The sequence below is a fragment of the Stenotrophomonas sp. Marseille-Q5258 genome, from assembly GCF_946900935.1.
In the GTDB taxonomy this organism is placed as follows: Bacteria; Pseudomonadota; Gammaproteobacteria; order Xanthomonadales; family Xanthomonadaceae; genus Stenotrophomonas; species Stenotrophomonas nematodicola.
The window spans coordinates 1-14,925 of sequence record NZ_CAMPPN010000045.1 but is presented as its reverse complement, the minus strand read 5'-3'; the positions used below and the strand labels follow the sequence as shown (position 1 = coordinate 14,925).

General features: G+C 67.9%; 12 protein-coding genes. 6 read left to right on the top strand and 6 right to left on the bottom strand.

Annotated features, from left to right (window positions below):
- Positions 1 to 100 precede the first annotated feature (100 nt).
- Entirely contained in the window at positions 101 to 3,289 is a 3,189-nt protein-coding gene (gene putA, locus OC534_RS18885; RefSeq protein WP_262072383.1) for a bifunctional proline dehydrogenase/L-glutamate gamma-semialdehyde dehydrogenase PutA, read from the top strand.
- A 55-nt stretch (positions 3,290 to 3,344) separates the two neighbouring features.
- Here the strand turns inward: putA and OC534_RS18880 are convergent, their stop codons facing one another.
- Positions 3,345 to 3,989, bottom strand: coding sequence for a hypothetical protein (locus tag OC534_RS18880; RefSeq protein WP_262072381.1), 645 nt, complete (start codon positions 3,987 to 3,989; stop codon positions 3,345 to 3,347).
- 129 nt (positions 3,990 to 4,118) lie between these two features.
- Between OC534_RS18880 and OC534_RS18875 the strand changes: the two genes are divergently transcribed.
- Positions 4,119 to 4,850 carry a ThuA domain-containing protein gene (locus tag OC534_RS18875; protein ID WP_153165000.1) on the top strand — a complete coding sequence of 244 codons (732 nt, stop codon included), beginning with the start codon at positions 4,119 to 4,121 and terminating at the stop codon, positions 4,848 to 4,850.
- Here the strand turns inward: OC534_RS18875 and OC534_RS18870 are convergent.
- The gene (locus OC534_RS18870) at positions 4,836 to 5,240 is read right to left on the bottom strand and encodes a GFA family protein (protein WP_262072379.1); all 405 of its coding nucleotides are present in this window, start codon (positions 5,238 to 5,240) and stop codon (positions 4,836 to 4,838) included. The two genes, OC534_RS18875 and OC534_RS18870, sit on opposite strands and share 15 nt — an antisense overlap.
- Positions 5,237 to 5,593, bottom strand: coding sequence for a hypothetical protein (locus tag OC534_RS18865; protein ID WP_262072378.1), 357 nt, complete (start codon positions 5,591 to 5,593; stop codon positions 5,237 to 5,239). Before OC534_RS18865 ends, OC534_RS18870 begins: the two co-directional genes overlap by 4 nt.
- Here OC534_RS18865 and OC534_RS18860 point away from each other — a divergent pair.
- Positions 5,593 to 6,552, top strand: coding sequence for a helix-turn-helix domain-containing protein (locus tag OC534_RS18860; RefSeq protein ID WP_262072377.1), 960 nt, complete (start codon positions 5,593 to 5,595; stop codon positions 6,550 to 6,552). The two genes, OC534_RS18865 and OC534_RS18860, sit on opposite strands and share 1 nt — an antisense overlap.
- A gap of 82 nt (positions 6,553 to 6,634) precedes the next feature.
- Here OC534_RS18860 and OC534_RS18855 read toward each other — a convergent pair whose 3' ends face one another.
- Positions 6,635 to 7,978 (bottom strand): outer membrane protein transport protein, encoded by a 1,344-nt coding sequence (locus OC534_RS18855; RefSeq protein WP_017354380.1) that lies wholly within the window; start codon positions 7,976 to 7,978, stop codon positions 6,635 to 6,637.
- A 228-nt stretch (positions 7,979 to 8,206) separates the two neighbouring features.
- Here OC534_RS18855 and OC534_RS18850 point away from each other — a divergent pair, with 228 nt between their 5' ends.
- On the top strand, positions 8,207 to 8,899 hold the full coding sequence (locus tag OC534_RS18850; RefSeq protein WP_136007104.1) for a rhomboid family intramembrane serine protease: 693 nt from the start codon (positions 8,207 to 8,209) through the stop codon (positions 8,897 to 8,899).
- 109 nt (positions 8,900 to 9,008) lie between these two features.
- On the opposite strand, the gene OC534_RS18845 is transcribed toward OC534_RS18850, so the two are convergent.
- Positions 9,009 to 10,463 carry a S41 family peptidase gene (locus OC534_RS18845; protein ID WP_262072375.1) on the bottom strand — a complete coding sequence of 485 codons (1,455 nt, stop codon included), beginning with the start codon at positions 10,461 to 10,463 and terminating at the stop codon, positions 9,009 to 9,011.
- 148 nt (positions 10,464 to 10,611) lie between these two features.
- Positions 10,612 to 11,862 carry a peptidoglycan DD-metalloendopeptidase family protein gene (locus tag OC534_RS18840; protein WP_262072382.1) on the bottom strand — a complete coding sequence of 417 codons (1,251 nt, stop codon included), beginning with the start codon at positions 11,860 to 11,862 and terminating at the stop codon, positions 10,612 to 10,614.
- 177 nt (positions 11,863 to 12,039) lie between these two features.
- On the opposite strand from OC534_RS18840, the gene OC534_RS18835 reads away from it, so the two are divergent.
- Both OC534_RS18835 and OC534_RS18830 read left to right on the top strand, forming a co-directional pair.
- Complete coding sequence (locus tag OC534_RS18835; protein ID WP_262072374.1) at positions 12,040 to 12,699, top strand: hypothetical protein; 660 nt, start codon at positions 12,040 to 12,042, stop codon at positions 12,697 to 12,699.
- A gap of 57 nt (positions 12,700 to 12,756) precedes the next feature.
- Entirely contained in the window at positions 12,757 to 14,472 is a 1,716-nt protein-coding gene (locus tag OC534_RS18830) for a M28 family metallopeptidase (protein WP_026070489.1), read from the top strand.
- The last annotated feature ends 453 nt before the right edge of the window (positions 14,473 to 14,925 follow it).

Here is a 14,925-nt window from a genome sequence, read left to right as displayed (position 1 = left end):
GATCTGGCCGATGCCCACGTACTGCAGGCGGGTGCGCGCCCCCCCCTTGTCCCGGTAGGGGGGGAGCAGGGCCTCGGCGTCCTACCCATACCGCACCCCGCTGCCGTCCGGCGCCCGCCCGCCCCTGCTCTCGCCCGAGCTGCCGGCGGTTCCCAACCCGTTCCGCCAGGCCATCACCGATGCCTGGATGAAGGACGAAGCCAGCCACGTGCGCGAACTGCTGGAGCAGGCGCGCCTGCCGGCCAACGAACAGGCGCAGGTGCAGGCCACCGCCGCCGACCTGGTCGCGCGCGTTCGCGTGCGCGCCAGGGACCAGGGCGCGATCGAAGCCTTCATGCGCCAGTACGACCTGGGCAGCGAGGAAGGCGTGCTGCTGATGTGCGTGGCCGAGGCGCTGCTGCGCATTCCGGACCAGACCACCGCCGACAAGCTGATCCGCGACAAGCTCGGCGATGCCGACTGGAAAAAGCACATGGGCGGCAGCGATTCGGTGCTGGTCAATGCCTCCACCTGGGGACTGATGCTGACCGGCCGCCTGGTGCAGATCAACGACGCCACCCGCGCCGACGTGCCGGGCGCGTTCGCGCGCCTGATCGGCCGTGTCGGTGAGCCGGTGATCCGCCTGGCCGTCCGCCAGGCAATGAAGATCATGGGCCACCAGTTCGTCATGGGCCGCACCATCGACGAAGCGCTGTCGCGCTCGCACAAGGGCGACAACGCCAGCTACCGCTATTCGTTCGACATGCTCGGCGAAGGCGCGCTGACCATGAAGGACGCCAAACGCTACCTGGAAGACTACCGTCGCGCGATCCACTCCATCGGCGGCGATCACAAGGCCCGTGGTGGCCGTCCGGACGGCGACGTCAATGCCGCGCCGGGCATCTCGATCAAGCTGTCGGCGCTGTACCCGCGCTACGAGCACGCCAAGCGTGCACGGGTGATGGCTGACCTGGTGCCGGGCGTGCTGGAACTGGCGCAGCTGGCCAGGTCCTATGGCATCGGCTGCACCGTGGATGCCGAGGAAACCGACCGCCTGGAGCTGTCGCTGGACATCATCGAATCGGTGGTGAGCGATGCCTCGCTGACCGGTTGGGAAGGCTTCGGCGTGGTGGTGCAGGCGTACCAGAAGCGTACCCCATACACGATCGATTACCTGGCCGATCTGGCCCGTCGCATCGGTCGTCGCCTGCAGGTGCGCCTGGTCAAGGGCGCGTACTGGGATGCGGAGATCAAGCGCGCGCAGATCGATGGCCTGCCGGCCTACCCGGTGTTCACCCGCAAGCAGAACACCGACGTGTCCTACCTGGCATGCGCGCAGCGTCTGTTCACGCATGCCGACGCGATCTACCCGATGTTCGCCACGCACAACGCGCACACCATCGCGGCGGTGAAGGCGATCGCCAAGGGCGGCCAGTACGAGCACCAGAAGCTGCATGGAATGGGCGATGACCTGTACGCCGAAGTGGTACCGGCCGACCGCCTGAACGTGCCATGCCGCGTGTATGCACCGGTCGGTTCGCACGAAGACCTGCTGCCCTACCTGGTGCGGCGTCTGCTCGAGAACGGTGCCAACTCCAGCTTCGTCAACCGCATCACCGACGACAGCGTGGCCATCGACGACCTGATCCGCGATCCGGTCGACGCGGTGTCCTCGTTCGCGTCCATCCCGCATCCGAAAATCCCGCTGCCGGTCGATCTGCTGCGCAGCCAGAACCATGACAGGAAGAACTCCATGGGCGTCAATCTCGCCAACGACAACGATCTGCGTGCACTGGCCGCGCAGCTCAACGCGGCCGTGAAGCCGTGGCAGGCCGCACCGCTGGTGCCGGGTGCGCAGCCGACCGGCGCGCTGTTGAATGTGGTCAACCCGGCCGACACCCGCGAGGTCGTCGGAACGTGGCAGCCGGCCGACAGCGCCACCGTGGAGAAGGCGCTGGCCAACGCCGTGGCCGCGCAGCCGCAGTGGAACCGCACCCCGGCTGCCAGCCGCGCGGCGATCCTGGAGCACGCCGCCGACCAGCTGGAAACGCGCCTGCCGGAATTCATGGCGCTGTGCGTGAAGGAAGCCGGCAAGAGCCTGCCCGACGGCATCGCCGAAGTGCGCGAGGCGGTGGACTTCCTGCGCTATTACGCCAAGCAGGCACGCGAGCAGTTCGGCCATGCCGAGAAGCTGCCTAGCCCCACCGGTGAATCCAACGAGCTGCAGTTGCATGGCCGCGGCGTGTTCGTCTGCATCAGCCCGTGGAACTTCCCGCTGGCGATCTTCCTGGGCCAGGTCAGCGCCGCGCTGGCGGCCGGCAACAGCGTGATCGCCAAGCCCGCCGAACAGACCAACCTGATCGGCTACTACGCGGTGAAGCTGCTGCTTGACGCCGGGGTTCCCGAGGGCGCGCTGCAGTTCCTGCCGGGCGACGGTGCCACCGTCGGTGCTGCCCTCACCGCCGATCCGCGCGTGGCCGGCGTGGCCTTCACCGGTTCCACCGATACGGCCCGTGCGATCAACCGTGCGATGGCCGCGCGCGACGCCGCCATTGGCGTGCTGATCGCCGAGACCGGTGGCCAGAACGCTTTCATCGCCGACTCCTCGGCACTGCCGGAACAACTGGTCAAAGATGCCATCGGCTCGGCGTTCACCTCTGCCGGCCAGCGCTGCTCGGCTGCGCGCGTGCTGTTCGTGCAGGACGACATCGCCGACAAGGTGATGACCATGCTGGCCGGTGCGATGGCCGAACTGAAGGTCGGCAACCCGGGCCTGCTGTCCACCGATGTCGGCCCGGTGATCGATGCCGACGCGCTGCAGATCCTGCAGGAGCATGCCGTGCGCATGGAGAAGGACGCCCGCCTGATTGCCGCGGCCACGCTCAGCGATGACGCCGCGCATGGCACCTTCTTTGCGCCGCGTGCGTACGAACTGAAGAACCTCGACCAGCTGCACAAGGAAATCTTCGGGCCGGTGCTGCACGTGATCCGCTGGAAGGGCGACCAGCTCGATGCGGTGATCGACCAGATCAACGCCACCGGCTACGGTCTGACCCTGGGCGTGCATTCGCGCATCGACGAGACCGTCGATCGCATTGCCTCGCGTGTCAACGTGGGCAATGTGTACGTCAACCGCAACCAGATCGGTGCGGTGGTGGGCGTGCAGCCGTTCGGCGGTCAGGGCCTGTCCGGCACCGGCCCCAAGGCCGGCGGTCCGCACTATCTGCTCCGCTTCGCCACCGAGAAGACCGTCACCGTGAACACCACGGCGGCCGGCGGCAATGCCTCGCTGCTGACCTTGGGCGATTGATCTCCCGCGTCACGCAGTGAACGAAAAACCCCGCGAAAGCGGGGTTTTTTGTCTGTCACTCGGCGTCGATCGATTCGATTTCGTCGCGCATCAGCAGCTCGTTGCCGACGTAGCGTTCGAACTTGATGCGGCCGAAGCCGGCGGCGTACCACGCTTCGATGCGATTGTCTTCGAAGGTTGCCGTGACATGGCAGGTGTCCTTGAAGGTGCGCGGCTGGAAGCCCACCTCCGCCTCCACATCCTCGAAGCCGACGAAGGTGTAGTCGGAGAACCCGTCGTAGTCGAGCGGCTCGACCGTTTCCTCGACGTGATGGGTGCGCTGGCCCTTGCCGGCAAGTTCAAAGCGGTCGCCCGGTTTGGCGCTGGCCGGGAAGGTCGGCGCAGGCTTGAAGATATCGGTCATCACCGGCTTGGACGCGTCGCCACCCCAGGCGGAGATGCCGAAGCGCTCCTGGCCAAGGAACTGGCGGCCGCTGGCATCGTAGTAACTGGCGGTACCGACGCCACCGCCGGCGCTGTCGACCCGGATCGCATCCTGACCGGCGAACACGGCCTTCTCGATGGTCAGCGTTTCATCGCCGTTGGACCACGACAGGCCGGGCGTGAGAGTGAAGCAACTGGCGAAGTCGCCAGCCAGTGCAGGGGCCGACAGTGCGGCCAGGCCCAGGGCGAGGGCGGAACGAAGCGCGAAAGGCGACATGTACAGATCCTTGTCAGACGTCATTGACCCACGCGGTGCGCGGGTGGGTGCGCGATTGTACGCGCTGCGTCCCGCAGCTCTGCACCGCGTGCGCCGTACACCGGGCCAAAGCCGTGGCAGAATCCGGCCATGCGCCTGCCCGTCCCGTTTCTCTCGCTTCTGCTGGCCCTGATGCCCGCGCCTGCCGCACAGGCGGTGCCGCCACCGGAGCGCGCACTGGTTTTCACCCGTACGGCGGAGTACCGCCACGATTCCATCCCTGCCGCCGTGGCCATGCTGCAACGCATCGCCGCCACCGAAGGCATGCAGGTCGACCACAGCGAAAATGCCGCCGACTTCACACCTGCCAATCTGGCGCGCTACCGCGTGGTGGTGTTTGCCAGCACCACCGGCGATGTGCTCGATGACCCGCAGCAGGCTGCCCTGGAAGGCTTCATCCGTGCGGGAAACGGCTTCGTCGGCCTGCATGCTGCCGCCGACACCGAGTACGACTGGCCGTGGTACGGGCATCTGGTGGGCGCGTACTTCCACTCCCATCCGCCCGGCCTGCAGACCAGCCGCGTACAGCCCGAACGCGATGGTCGCGCGCGCGGTGCGGCGTGGACCGTGCACGACGAGCTGTACAACTATCGCGACACCCCGCGTGGCCGTGTGCAGGTGGTCGCCACGGTCGATGAACGCCTGTACGACGGTGGCCGCATGGGCAACGACCACCCGATCACCTGGTGTCATGCCTTCGACGGCGGTCGCAGCTGGTACACCGGCTTGGGGCACGACGCTGCGGTGTACCGCCTGCCGGCCTTCGAGGCGCAGGTGCGGCAGGGGCTGCGCTATGCGGCCGGTCGATCAGGGCAGTGCTGAGCCCGCCGCCTGCGCCTGCCGCCAGGCGCGCGCGGCGTCCTCCCAGTGCTGCCCGTCGAAACGGTGGACCTCCAGCGTCGCCAGATCCACGCTGTCTACGCAGCGCAGGTTGATCACCCACTCCGTGGGCGCGAGCCGCGGATGACTGAACGGCGCCGCCCCGCAGCAGTGGCAGAAGTAATGCGTGGCGGTATGCGTGCCGAACGTATAGGTGGACAGCCGGCTGTCGCCCTCGATCAGTTGGAAGCGCGCATCCGCGCAGCCCATCCAGATCGCCCCCCGCTGATGGCAGAGCGAGCAATTGCACGCGAAGGCGCGCAGCGATGGCGCCTGGAAGGCGAACCGCACCGCACCGCAGTGGCAGGCGCCGGACCACGTGGAGAGGGTCATCGCACACCTCCCACGCACGGCGCGGGCTGCAGAGGCGCGTACCCGGCCGCACGCACGACGTCGTCGCATTGCCAGACCAGCCCGTTCCCCGCCCAATGACCATCGGCGACGTCCTCGATCACCATCGAGGCAATCCTCCGACGCGGCTCGTTGCCCCGTCCGCAGGCGCGTACGGCAGCGGCATGGACGGCCGGCAGCCGCCGCGCACAGCGGGCGGCATCAACGGCGGTGGCGGGCTGGCGCAGGGTGATATCCGGCATGAGGGGCACCACGAAAAAGAGGTCTTCATTGAATCTGCGCGCGGCGGCGGACACCATCGACGGATTCGACATCTTTCGTGCGGAATCGGCCAATGCAGGATTTCACCGTCATCGTGCTCCCCGGCGCCTTCGCGTCCAGTGTGGCGCTGAGCGTGGACATGCTTTCCACCGCCGCCACGCTGGCGCCACGACTGGGCGTGCCGGCACCCCGCTGGCAGATCTGCAGCGCCACCCGCGGGCCGGTGCGGCTCGGCGAACACCTGCAGCTGCGTGCGCACCCACTGCCGCGTGCGCCTGATGGAAACGCGTGCTGGATCGTGCCGGGCCTGGGGGTGGACGATCCGCAGGCGATCGCCGCGCGGCTGGCCGGCGCCGACGTGCCGCGGGTGCTGCGTGCCCTGCGTGCGCACGCTGCTGCAGGCGGTCGCCTGGCCGCCTCGTGCGCGTCGGTATTCCTGCTGCAGGCGGCCGGGCTGCTCGCCCAGCGCCGCGTCACCACCACTTGGTGGCTGGCCGCGGCATTGCAGCGGCTGGAGCCGGCCTGCCAGGTCGATGCGGACCACATGGTGATCGACGACGGGCCGGTGACCACCGCCGGTGCGGCGCTCGGCCACAGCGACCTGATGCTGCACCTGCTGCGCCAACGCTTCGGCCCCGCATTGGCCGGGGCAGTGGCACGTGCGCTGCTGCTGGACCGACGCCAGCTGCAGTCGCCGTTCATGGTCCCGACGATGATGGCGCAGGGCAATGCGTTGATCGCCGCCCTGACCGCGCATGTGGAAGCGCACCTGCCCACTGCGGTGACGGTCGGCGATCTGGCCCACCACATGGGCCTGTCCACGCGCACACTGTCGCGACAGGTCACCCGTGCCACCGGGCACGGCCCGCTGCACCTGATCCGCAGCGTGCAGTTGAACCGGGCGCGGGCGCTGCTGGAGAACAGCCGTTATTCGGTGGAGGCAGTGGCCGAGCAGGTGGGCTATGGCGATCCCACCGCGCTGCGGCGGCTGCTGCGCCAGCGTCTCAACGCAACGCCGCGCCAGCTGCGCTGAGCGCGGCCCGGATGCCGGAAACAGAAAGGCCCCGCGCGAGCGGGGCCTTTCGTCCAGCGTGTGATGTCCGCTTGCGCGTCGATCAGAACTTGTAGTTCACCGACGCCGCCAGCACATCGCCGCGCACCTTGTACTTGCCGGTGAGCGAGTTGCCCTGGTTGTTGGTGGTGCCGGCGATGATCACGTCCGGATCCTTGGTGAACAGGTGCAGGTAGCCGAAGTTGTATTCGACGTTTTCCGACGGCGTCCAGCCCACGCCCAGCGAGAGCCACTTGCGGCTGGTGTCGGGCACGCGCACGTCGCGGTGTGCGTTGGTGGTCGGGGTCTGGTCCAGCGCGATACCGCCGCGCAGGGTGACAGTGTCACTCAGCTTGTAATCGGTACCCAGCGAGACGAAGGTCGTGTCGCGGTAGCCGAATTCCAGCACCGAATCGGGCTGCGCCGACGCGTAGTCGATGGTGACCTGGTCGAAGGCGGTCGACCACGCGGTGCGGGTCACGTCGCCCATCACGGTCCACTTGTCATTGACGTTGTGGGTGACGCTCAGGGTGGCCGAGGCCGGCAGGGTCACGGTGGCCTTGCCCGAGGTGCTCACGAAGCGGCCCGGCTGCACGGCGTTCAGTACGGTCGCCACGTTCGGCGGCACCACGAAGGTGGCATCGCCGCCGGTGATCTTGTGCTCGACCTTGGAACGGTAGCTGATGCCGATGTGGGTGTTCTCATCCGGGCTGAACAGGCCGCCCACGGTCCAACCCACCGCATTGTTGTCGCCTTCCACGGTCAGCTTGCCGTCGGCGCTGCCCGGGGTGAAGCCCGGCACGCGCGACTGCGCCAGCGCGGTGCCGAAGTCGATGTTGTTGCTCAGTTCGATGGTCAGGTGTTCAACGAACACCGACGCGCCGAACGACACGTACGGATTGACGTCGTACGAGGCGGCAAAGCCCAGGTCGATCGCCTTCAGGTCGGTCTTGAGGCCGCTGTAACGGCCGACCCAGCCATTGTCGTATTCGGTCTTGAAGCCGAACGGTGCGGTCAGCGACACACCGAAGTGGGCCTTTTCACCGATCGGCATGTGGAAGTAAGCCGCCGGAACCGGAGCGATCATGCCGGCGTCGCCGCCGTCACCGCCGGTCTGGGCCTGGCCGGTCGGCTTGCGGCCGGTGCCGTGGAACTTGGCCGAGAAGCTGATGGCGCTCAGGTCACCCTGGACCTGCATGCCTTCCAGCTGGCGCATGCCGGCCGGGTTGACGGCCATGATGGAGGCGTCGCCCGCGGCGCTGCCGGAGCCGGCGAACGAACGGCCGAGGCCCTTGGCGCTGTTTTCCTTCAGCTGGAAGGCGGCGGCGTTGACGTGGCCAGCGGCCAGGGCACCGGCAATGCCGACGGCCAGGGCGGTGACACGGGCAAGCGTGGAAGCGGTATGCATTGTTGGTTCTCTCCGGAATTGCGGTGATGTTTGGCAACGCGCGCCTGCGTAGCCCCTTCCCTTCCGGGTTGGGACGACGCGCCGGATTCCCCTCCCGACATACGACGCCGTATGCGAGTATACCCAGACCGGTTAATGAAACAATAACGGCCGTCGCCCTCCCGGCCATTCAGGCTGAACGCGACATTCCCCCACCCGGGCCGCCCCCGCGCTAGGCTAGCGCCACCCATGTTCGTGTCGATTCCCTCCCGCAAGAAGTCCGCGTTGCGCTGGGCCACCCCGCTGCTGTTCGCGGCCCTGTGGCTGGCGTTCCTGTGGTCGATCTCCCGGCCGGACGACGCCCGGCGCAGCCTCTGGCTGGATTGGGGCGCCCTGTCCACCGGGCTGACCCACCCGCAGGACTGGTGGGCCACCCTGCAGGACGGCAGTGTGCTGCGGCTGTTCACCGCCCTGTTCCTGCATGCGGACTGGTCGCACCTGCTCGGCAACCTGGTGTTCCTGCTGATCTTCGGGCTGCCGGCCGAACGCGTGCTGGGGCCGTGGCGGCTGATCCTGCTGTTCCTGGTCGGCGGGGCGATCTCCAACCTGACCGCGATCTACACGATGGGCAGCCCGGACCAGATCATCATCGGTGCCAGCGGCGCGGTGTCGGCACTCATCGGTGCCTACCTGGCGCTGTTCCCGGGCGCGCGGCTGGGCGTGGTGATCCCGCTCGGCCTGTTCCTGGAGTTCGTGCGCGCGCCGGCCTACCTCCTGATCGGTGTATGGGCGGCGCTGCAGGTGGTGTTCGCCTATATCGGCCCGACCTTCGGCATGGTCGCCTGGTGGGCGCACATTGCCGGCTTCGCCTTCGGGCTGGCCTACGGCGTGTACGTGCGCGCGGCGATCGCGCGGCGCCTGCGCAAGCGGCACGGCTTCTAGACCCGGCGGCTTCCATCTCCGTGCAGCGCAGCGCCGGTTCCACCCGGCTGCCGCGGTGCCGATCATCGCCGCGCTGCGCTCGGCTCTACGACGGCCGGCGTACGATCGATCAGGGCTTGGTCGGCATTTCTGCGGGCTTGGCTTCAGGCTTGGCTTCAGGCTTGGCTTCAGGCTTGGCTTCAGGCTTGGCTTCAGGCTTGGCTTCAGGCTTGGCCGCAGGCTTCGCCTCCGGCTTCTTCGCCGCCTCGGCCTTCTGCTTGGCCGCCACCGAACCCGGCTGCTTCAATTCGGCCAGTGCATCGTTGATCGGGCCGTCGCCGGGCAGTACGTCGCCGGCCTTGTAGCCGTCCCCGCCTTCCTCATCGCCGCGCAGATGACCCGGCAGGGTCGCTTCGCTGTAGTCGGTCAGGCTCGCCGGCAGCGCGTCGTCGCCGTCGCGCCTGTCGGGCAGCAGCACCACGTCCGGCACGATGCCGGTGGCCTGGATCGACTTGCCGCTGGGCGTGAAGTAGCGCGCGGTGGTGAGCTTGACCGAATCACCGTTGTCCAGCGGCAGCACCGTCTGCACCGAGCCCTTGCCGAAGGTGCGGCTGCCGACCACGCGCGCACGGCCGTTGTCGCGCAGCGCGCCGGCCAGCACTTCCGATGCGCTGGCCGAACCGGCATCGGCCAGCACTACCACCGGCGCGCCCTTGAGCAGATCGCCCGGCGTCGCGTCGAAGCGTGCGTCACTGATCGAGATGCGGCCACGGGTGCTGACAATATTGCCCTTGTCGAGCAGGTCGTCGGCCACCTGGACCGCAGCGGTGAGCAGCCCGCCCGGGTTGCTGCGCAGGTCCAGCACCAGGCCCTTGAGCTTGCCGCCGGCCTGCTGCTGCAACTGCGCGACATGCTTCTGGAAATCGGCACCGGTGTCGGCCTGGAAGGTGCTCAGGCGGATGTAGCCGTAGCCGGGCTCCAGCATCCGGCTGCGCACGCTGGTGACGCGGATGGTTTCGCGGGTGACGGTCACATCGAACGGTTTGGGACGGCCTTCGCGCACCAGGGTCAGCACCACCTTGCTGCCGGCTGCGCCGCGCAGGGGTTCGGTGGCCTCGATCGCGCTGATCGGCTTGCCGTCGATGGCGATGATCAGATCGCCAGCCAGGATGCCTGCACGCGCGGCCGGGGTGTCGTCGATCGGCGAGATCACCTTCAGGCTGCTGTTGTCCGGCTGTTGCTGCAGCTCCACGCCGATGCCCTCGTAGGCACCGTTGGCCTGCTCATCGAAGGCCTCGGCATCTTCCTTGTCGAAGTAGGTGCTGTGCGGGTCCAGGTCCAGCAGCAGGCCTCGGATCGCGGACTGCATCAGCTTCTTGTCGTCCACCGGGTCCACATAGGCGGCGCGCACCGCGTTGTACACCGCCACGTAGCGCCGGATTTCCTCGAGCGGCACGCGCGAAGTGACCGCCTCTTCACTGGTTGCCGCATCGCTGCCGCGGGTCGGCGCACCGCCGGTCTGCTGCGCCCAGGACATGGCCGGCAACAGGGCCAGCAACAAGGTGGCGGAACGGGCTACGCGCATGAAGCACTCCAGGGTAAGCGGGGGACGGGAACACACACACCGGGGTGCGTGTCCCGATTATGCGCGAAGGCCGGATAAATTCCCGTTGAACCGCCCGGTACCGGTGCGCGTTACGAGGGGGGCGCGATTCATCGCCCCCCGCGTGGACTCAGCGGCGCTGCAGCCAGGAACCGGGGTCCACGGGCTGGCCGTTGCGACGCAGCTCGAAGTACAGCGCCGTCACGCCCTGTCCGCCGGAGTTGCCGACCTTGGCCACCGCATCGCCCTTCTTCACCGCCGCGCCGGCATCGCGCAGCAGGGTGTCGTTGTGGGCGTACAGGCTCATGTAGCCGTTGCCGTGGTCCACGATCAGGATCATGCCGTAGCCGGTCATCCAGTCCGAGAACACCACCGTGCCATCAGCCACGGCGGTGATGGTGCTGCCGGCGGGCGCGCCGATCAGGACACCGCTGCTGGTGCGACCGTCGGGCAGCTTGCCACCATAACGGGCCAACAGATTGCCCGACAGCGGCCAGCCCAACCCGCCCACTTTCGGTGCCGGTGCCGAGGCCACCACGGGCGGAACCTTTACCGCACGTGGAGGGGCACGCGTCCCGCTCGCCGCGGCCGCCTTCTCGGCTTTCTCGGCGGCCGCCTTTTCCGCTGCGGCACGACGGGCAGCCGCGCGCCGCTCGGCTTCGGCGCGTGCCGCCGCCGCACGCAGGTTGGCCAGCAGCGTTTCCAGTGCCTTGGCATCCTGGCCCAGCGCCTTCTCCCGCTCGCTGCGATCCTTGAAACGCTCGTCCAGTGTGGCCACGGTGGCGGCACGCGCGCGACGGTCGCCTTCCAGCGCCGCGGCCTGCTGCTTCTGCTGCTGGCGCGCGCCCTCCAACGCCTGCCGACGCTCGACGATCTGCGTTTCCAGCGTCTGCAGGTCGGCCAGGTCGCGGGTCAGTGCCTGGATGCGCTGCGCGCGCTCGCGCTGCAGGTAGCGATGGTAGGCCAGCGTGCGGTTGGCATCGGCCACGCGGTCCTGCGACAGCAGCAGCTTGAGCGGGGCGTTGTTGCCCACGCGGTACGCGGCACGCAGCAACGACGCCAGCTCCTCGCGTTGCCGGGCCATGCCGGCCTGCAGCTCGCTGCGCCTGCGTTGCAGTTCCTCCATCGCGCGGGTTTCGCGCTGCAGGGCGGTCTCGGTCTGGGCCAGAACGCGGCCGGTGCGGGCGACTTTCTCATCGGCTTCGCGCAGTTGCCGCGATGCCTGGCCACGCTGGCTCTCCAGGGTGCGCCGCTCCTGCGCCACGCCCTTGAGCTCGCTGCGCAGCTTCTGCAGCTTGCGCTCGGTTTCCTTGGGCGTCTGCGCCACCGCGCCCTGGCCGGCCAGCATCAGCGCGGTGACCAGCAACAGCCCCTGCAGCATCACGCCCAGGCGGCGCGAAACGACGCGCCCCGTCGTGGGTTTGTTATCCCGGCGTGAGGAAAAGGCGTTGTGGCGCAAGGGCTTTCCAGTGACTTCAGGCAGATGCAGATTGTAGCGACGCATGGTGACATTGCAGCAGGCGGCCTGCCAGCCGCGCGCCAGACAACCGAGGCTCCCATGAAATCTGTTTCGTTCCCATTGCTCTTGGCCCTGATGGTGTCGGGTCCCGTGCTTGCCCAGGACGACATCAGCAAGGTCAACGGCAGCATCACCGCCCGGTCCGGCCAGACCTACGGCGACCTGGATACCGTCAATGGCGGCATCCGCGTCGAGGAGGGCGCCGTCACCGGCGACATCGAGACCGTCAACGGCGGCATCCGCATCGCCGAGCGTGCGCGTACCGGCAGCATCTCCACGGTCAACGGCAGCATCCAGATCGGACGCGAGGTGGTGGCCAACGGCGACGTCGAAACCGTCAACGGCAGCATCTTCGCCGACCGCGGCAGCCAGATCGAGGGCGGTGTGGATACCGTCAACGGCAGCATCGGACTGGTCGAGACCCGGCTGGGAGGAGGCATCGAGACGGTCAACGGCGACATCACCGTTGGCGTCAGCTCGCAGGTCGGCGGTGGCATCCGCGTCAAGAAGGCCAGCTTCAACCTGTCACTGACGCCGGGCCGCAAGCCGCGCGTGATCATCGGTCCCAACGCCGTGGTCGGCGGCAACCTGCAGTTCGACCGCGATGTCACGCTGTACATCCATCGCAGCGCACGTACCGGCGCCATCAGTGGTGCGGTGGCGCAGGCCTTCGACACCGACACCGCGCCGCAGGATTGATATGGTGTCCCACCGGCGCGCTGCTGGCGCCGGCCTCTTTTGATCCAGGAACCGACGATGCCCCGCAAACTTCTGTTGTGCCTCGCCGCTGCCGCCGCTCTGTCGGCGTGCAAGGGCGAGCAGACCGCTCCCGCGCCCGCCCCGGCGGCCGCGCCGGCCCCCGCGGCCGGCCATGCCTTCTCGCCCGACATCAACGTCGGTGACTTCGCCGAGCTGGTCAAGACACTCGCCTCGGACGACTTCGAGGGCCGCGCGCCGGGTAGCGTCGGTGAGGACCGCACGGTCGAGTACATCCGCGACCAGATGCAGCGCATCGGCCTGCAGCCCGGCAATGGCGACAGCTGGTTCCAGGACGTGGCGATGACCGAGACCACCGCCGACGAATCCACCGTGCTCACGCTCGAGCAGGACGGCAAGACGCGCACACTGACGTTCGGTACCGACATGGTGATCGGTACCCGCACCGGCCAGCCGGAGGTCAAGGTGTCGTCCAGCGACCTGGTGTTCGTCGGCTACGGCGTGGACGCGCCGGAGCAGAAGTGGAACGACTACGCGGGCCAGGACTGGAAGGGCAAGACGGTGGTCATGTTCGTCAACGACCCCGGCTTCCATGTCGATGACAGCACGTTGTTCGACGGCAAGCGGATGACGTACTACGGCCGCTGGACCTACAAGTTCGAGGAAGCCGCGCGCAAGGGCGCCGCCGCGGCGCTGATCGTGCACGATACTGCCGGCGCCTCGTACGGCTGGGACGTGGTCAAGAACTCCTGGGCGGGTCCGCAGTACGACCTGCCGGCCAAGGACGATCCGGAAGCGCGCCTGCCCGCACAGGGTTGGCTGAGCGCCGATGCGGCGCGCCAGCTGTTCGCCGAGGCCGGGTTGGACCTGGACAAAGCGTACAAGGACGCCAGCAAGCGCGGTTTCAAGCCGGTCCCGCTGAAGGCGAAGGTGTCCTTCGACCTGAAGAGCACCATCGCCGAGAAGAAGTCGCGCAACGTGGTCGGTGTTCTGCCGGGCAGCAAGCGCGCTGACGAAGCGGTGCTGTACATGGCGCACTGGGATCACCTGGGCAAGCACGAGGGCGAGCAGGGCGACAACATTTACAACGGCGCCATTGACAATGCCACCGGGGTAGCCGGCATCCTCGAGATCGCCGATGCGATGGTCCACCAGCAACCTGCGCCGGAACGCTCGGTGGTGTTCCTGGCGGTCACGCTGGAGGAATCGGGCCTGCTGGGTTCGAAGTACTTCGTCAATCACCCGACCTTCCCGCTCGACAAGATCGCGGGCGTGATCAACATCGATGCGATGTCGGTGGCTGGCCGCGCCAAGGACATGACCGTGACCGGTTTCGGCAGCTCCGAGCTGGAGGACATCCTCAAGCCGCTGGCCGCCAACCAGGGCCGTACCCTGCATGGCGAGACGGCGGTGCAGAGCGGCTTCTACTTCCGTTCGGACCACTTCAACTTCGCCAAGGCCGGCGTGCCGGCCCTGTACGCCGACGGCGGCGAAGATCTGCGCGAGGGTGGAATCGACGCGGGCCGCAAGGCCGCTGAAGACTACGGGCGCAACCGCTACCACGGTCCGAAGGACGAGTACGACGCCGCCACCTGGAAGCTGGACGGCACGGTCGAGGACCTGCAGCTGCTGTACGGCGTCGGCAAGGAGCTGGCCGGCGGCGATCGGTGGCCGAACTGGTACGAGGGCAACCCGTTCAAGGCAGCCCGCGACACCATGATGAAGGGCAAGACCCCGCCGCCCGCAGCCAAGTGAGCTGACGCGCAGGGAGTGAACAGAAACGGCGCCGAGAGGCGCCGTTTTTTCATGGCCGGGGTGGAGCGCGGGAACGTGCGCGCGGGAGGTGCCGAGCATTGATCGTCCCCTTCGATGGCCGCCAGGTGCCGACCGCGGGTCGGTACGGCGCACTACCGCGTGCAGCGACCGCCGTTGCGCACCGTCACCCGACCGTCAGTGGGTTGCTACCCGGGGGACAGCGCATGGGCGGCGATCCGGGGACGCCGCGTTCGGATGTGGATCGGCGGTGTCCGGTCGATGTCCACCGTAGGGGAGCGATGCATCGCCGCGCGCAGGCAACGCATAAAGAAAAAACCCCGCTGCGTGAGCAGCGGGGTTTTTGGGGTGTAAACCCTGGCGATGACCTACTCTCGCATGGCTTAGGCCACACTACCATCGGCGCAGCTGCGTTTCACTTCCGAGTTCGGGATG

Coding starts and splice junctions, on each gene's coding strand:
- OC534_RS18880 (WP_262072381.1), bottom strand. CDS start 3,989: ATGTCGCCTTTCGCGCTTCGTTCCGCCCTCGCCCTGGGCCTGGCCGCA.
- OC534_RS18835 (WP_262072374.1), top strand. CDS start 12,040: ATGAAATCTGTTTCGTTCCCATTGCTCTTGGCCCTGATGGTGTCGGGT.
- OC534_RS18875 (WP_153165000.1), top strand. CDS start 4,119: ATGCGCCTGCCCGTCCCGTTTCTCTCGCTTCTGCTGGCCCTGATGCCC.
- OC534_RS18860 (WP_262072377.1), top strand. CDS start 5,593: ATGCAGGATTTCACCGTCATCGTGCTCCCCGGCGCCTTCGCGTCCAGT.
- OC534_RS18845 (WP_262072375.1), bottom strand. CDS start 10,463: ATGCGCGTAGCCCGTTCCGCCACCTTGTTGCTGGCCCTGTTGCCGGCC.
- OC534_RS18855 (WP_017354380.1), bottom strand. CDS start 7,978: ATGCATACCGCTTCCACGCTTGCCCGTGTCACCGCCCTGGCCGTCGGC.
- OC534_RS18870 (WP_262072379.1), bottom strand. CDS start 5,240: ATGACCCTCTCCACGTGGTCCGGCGCCTGCCACTGCGGTGCGGTGCGG.
- OC534_RS18850 (WP_136007104.1), top strand. CDS start 8,207: ATGTTCGTGTCGATTCCCTCCCGCAAGAAGTCCGCGTTGCGCTGGGCC.
- OC534_RS18840 (WP_262072382.1), bottom strand. CDS start 11,862: ATGCTGCAGGGGCTGTTGCTGGTCACCGCGCTGATGCTGGCCGGCCAG.
- OC534_RS18830 (WP_026070489.1), top strand. CDS start 12,757: ATGCCCCGCAAACTTCTGTTGTGCCTCGCCGCTGCCGCCGCTCTGTCG.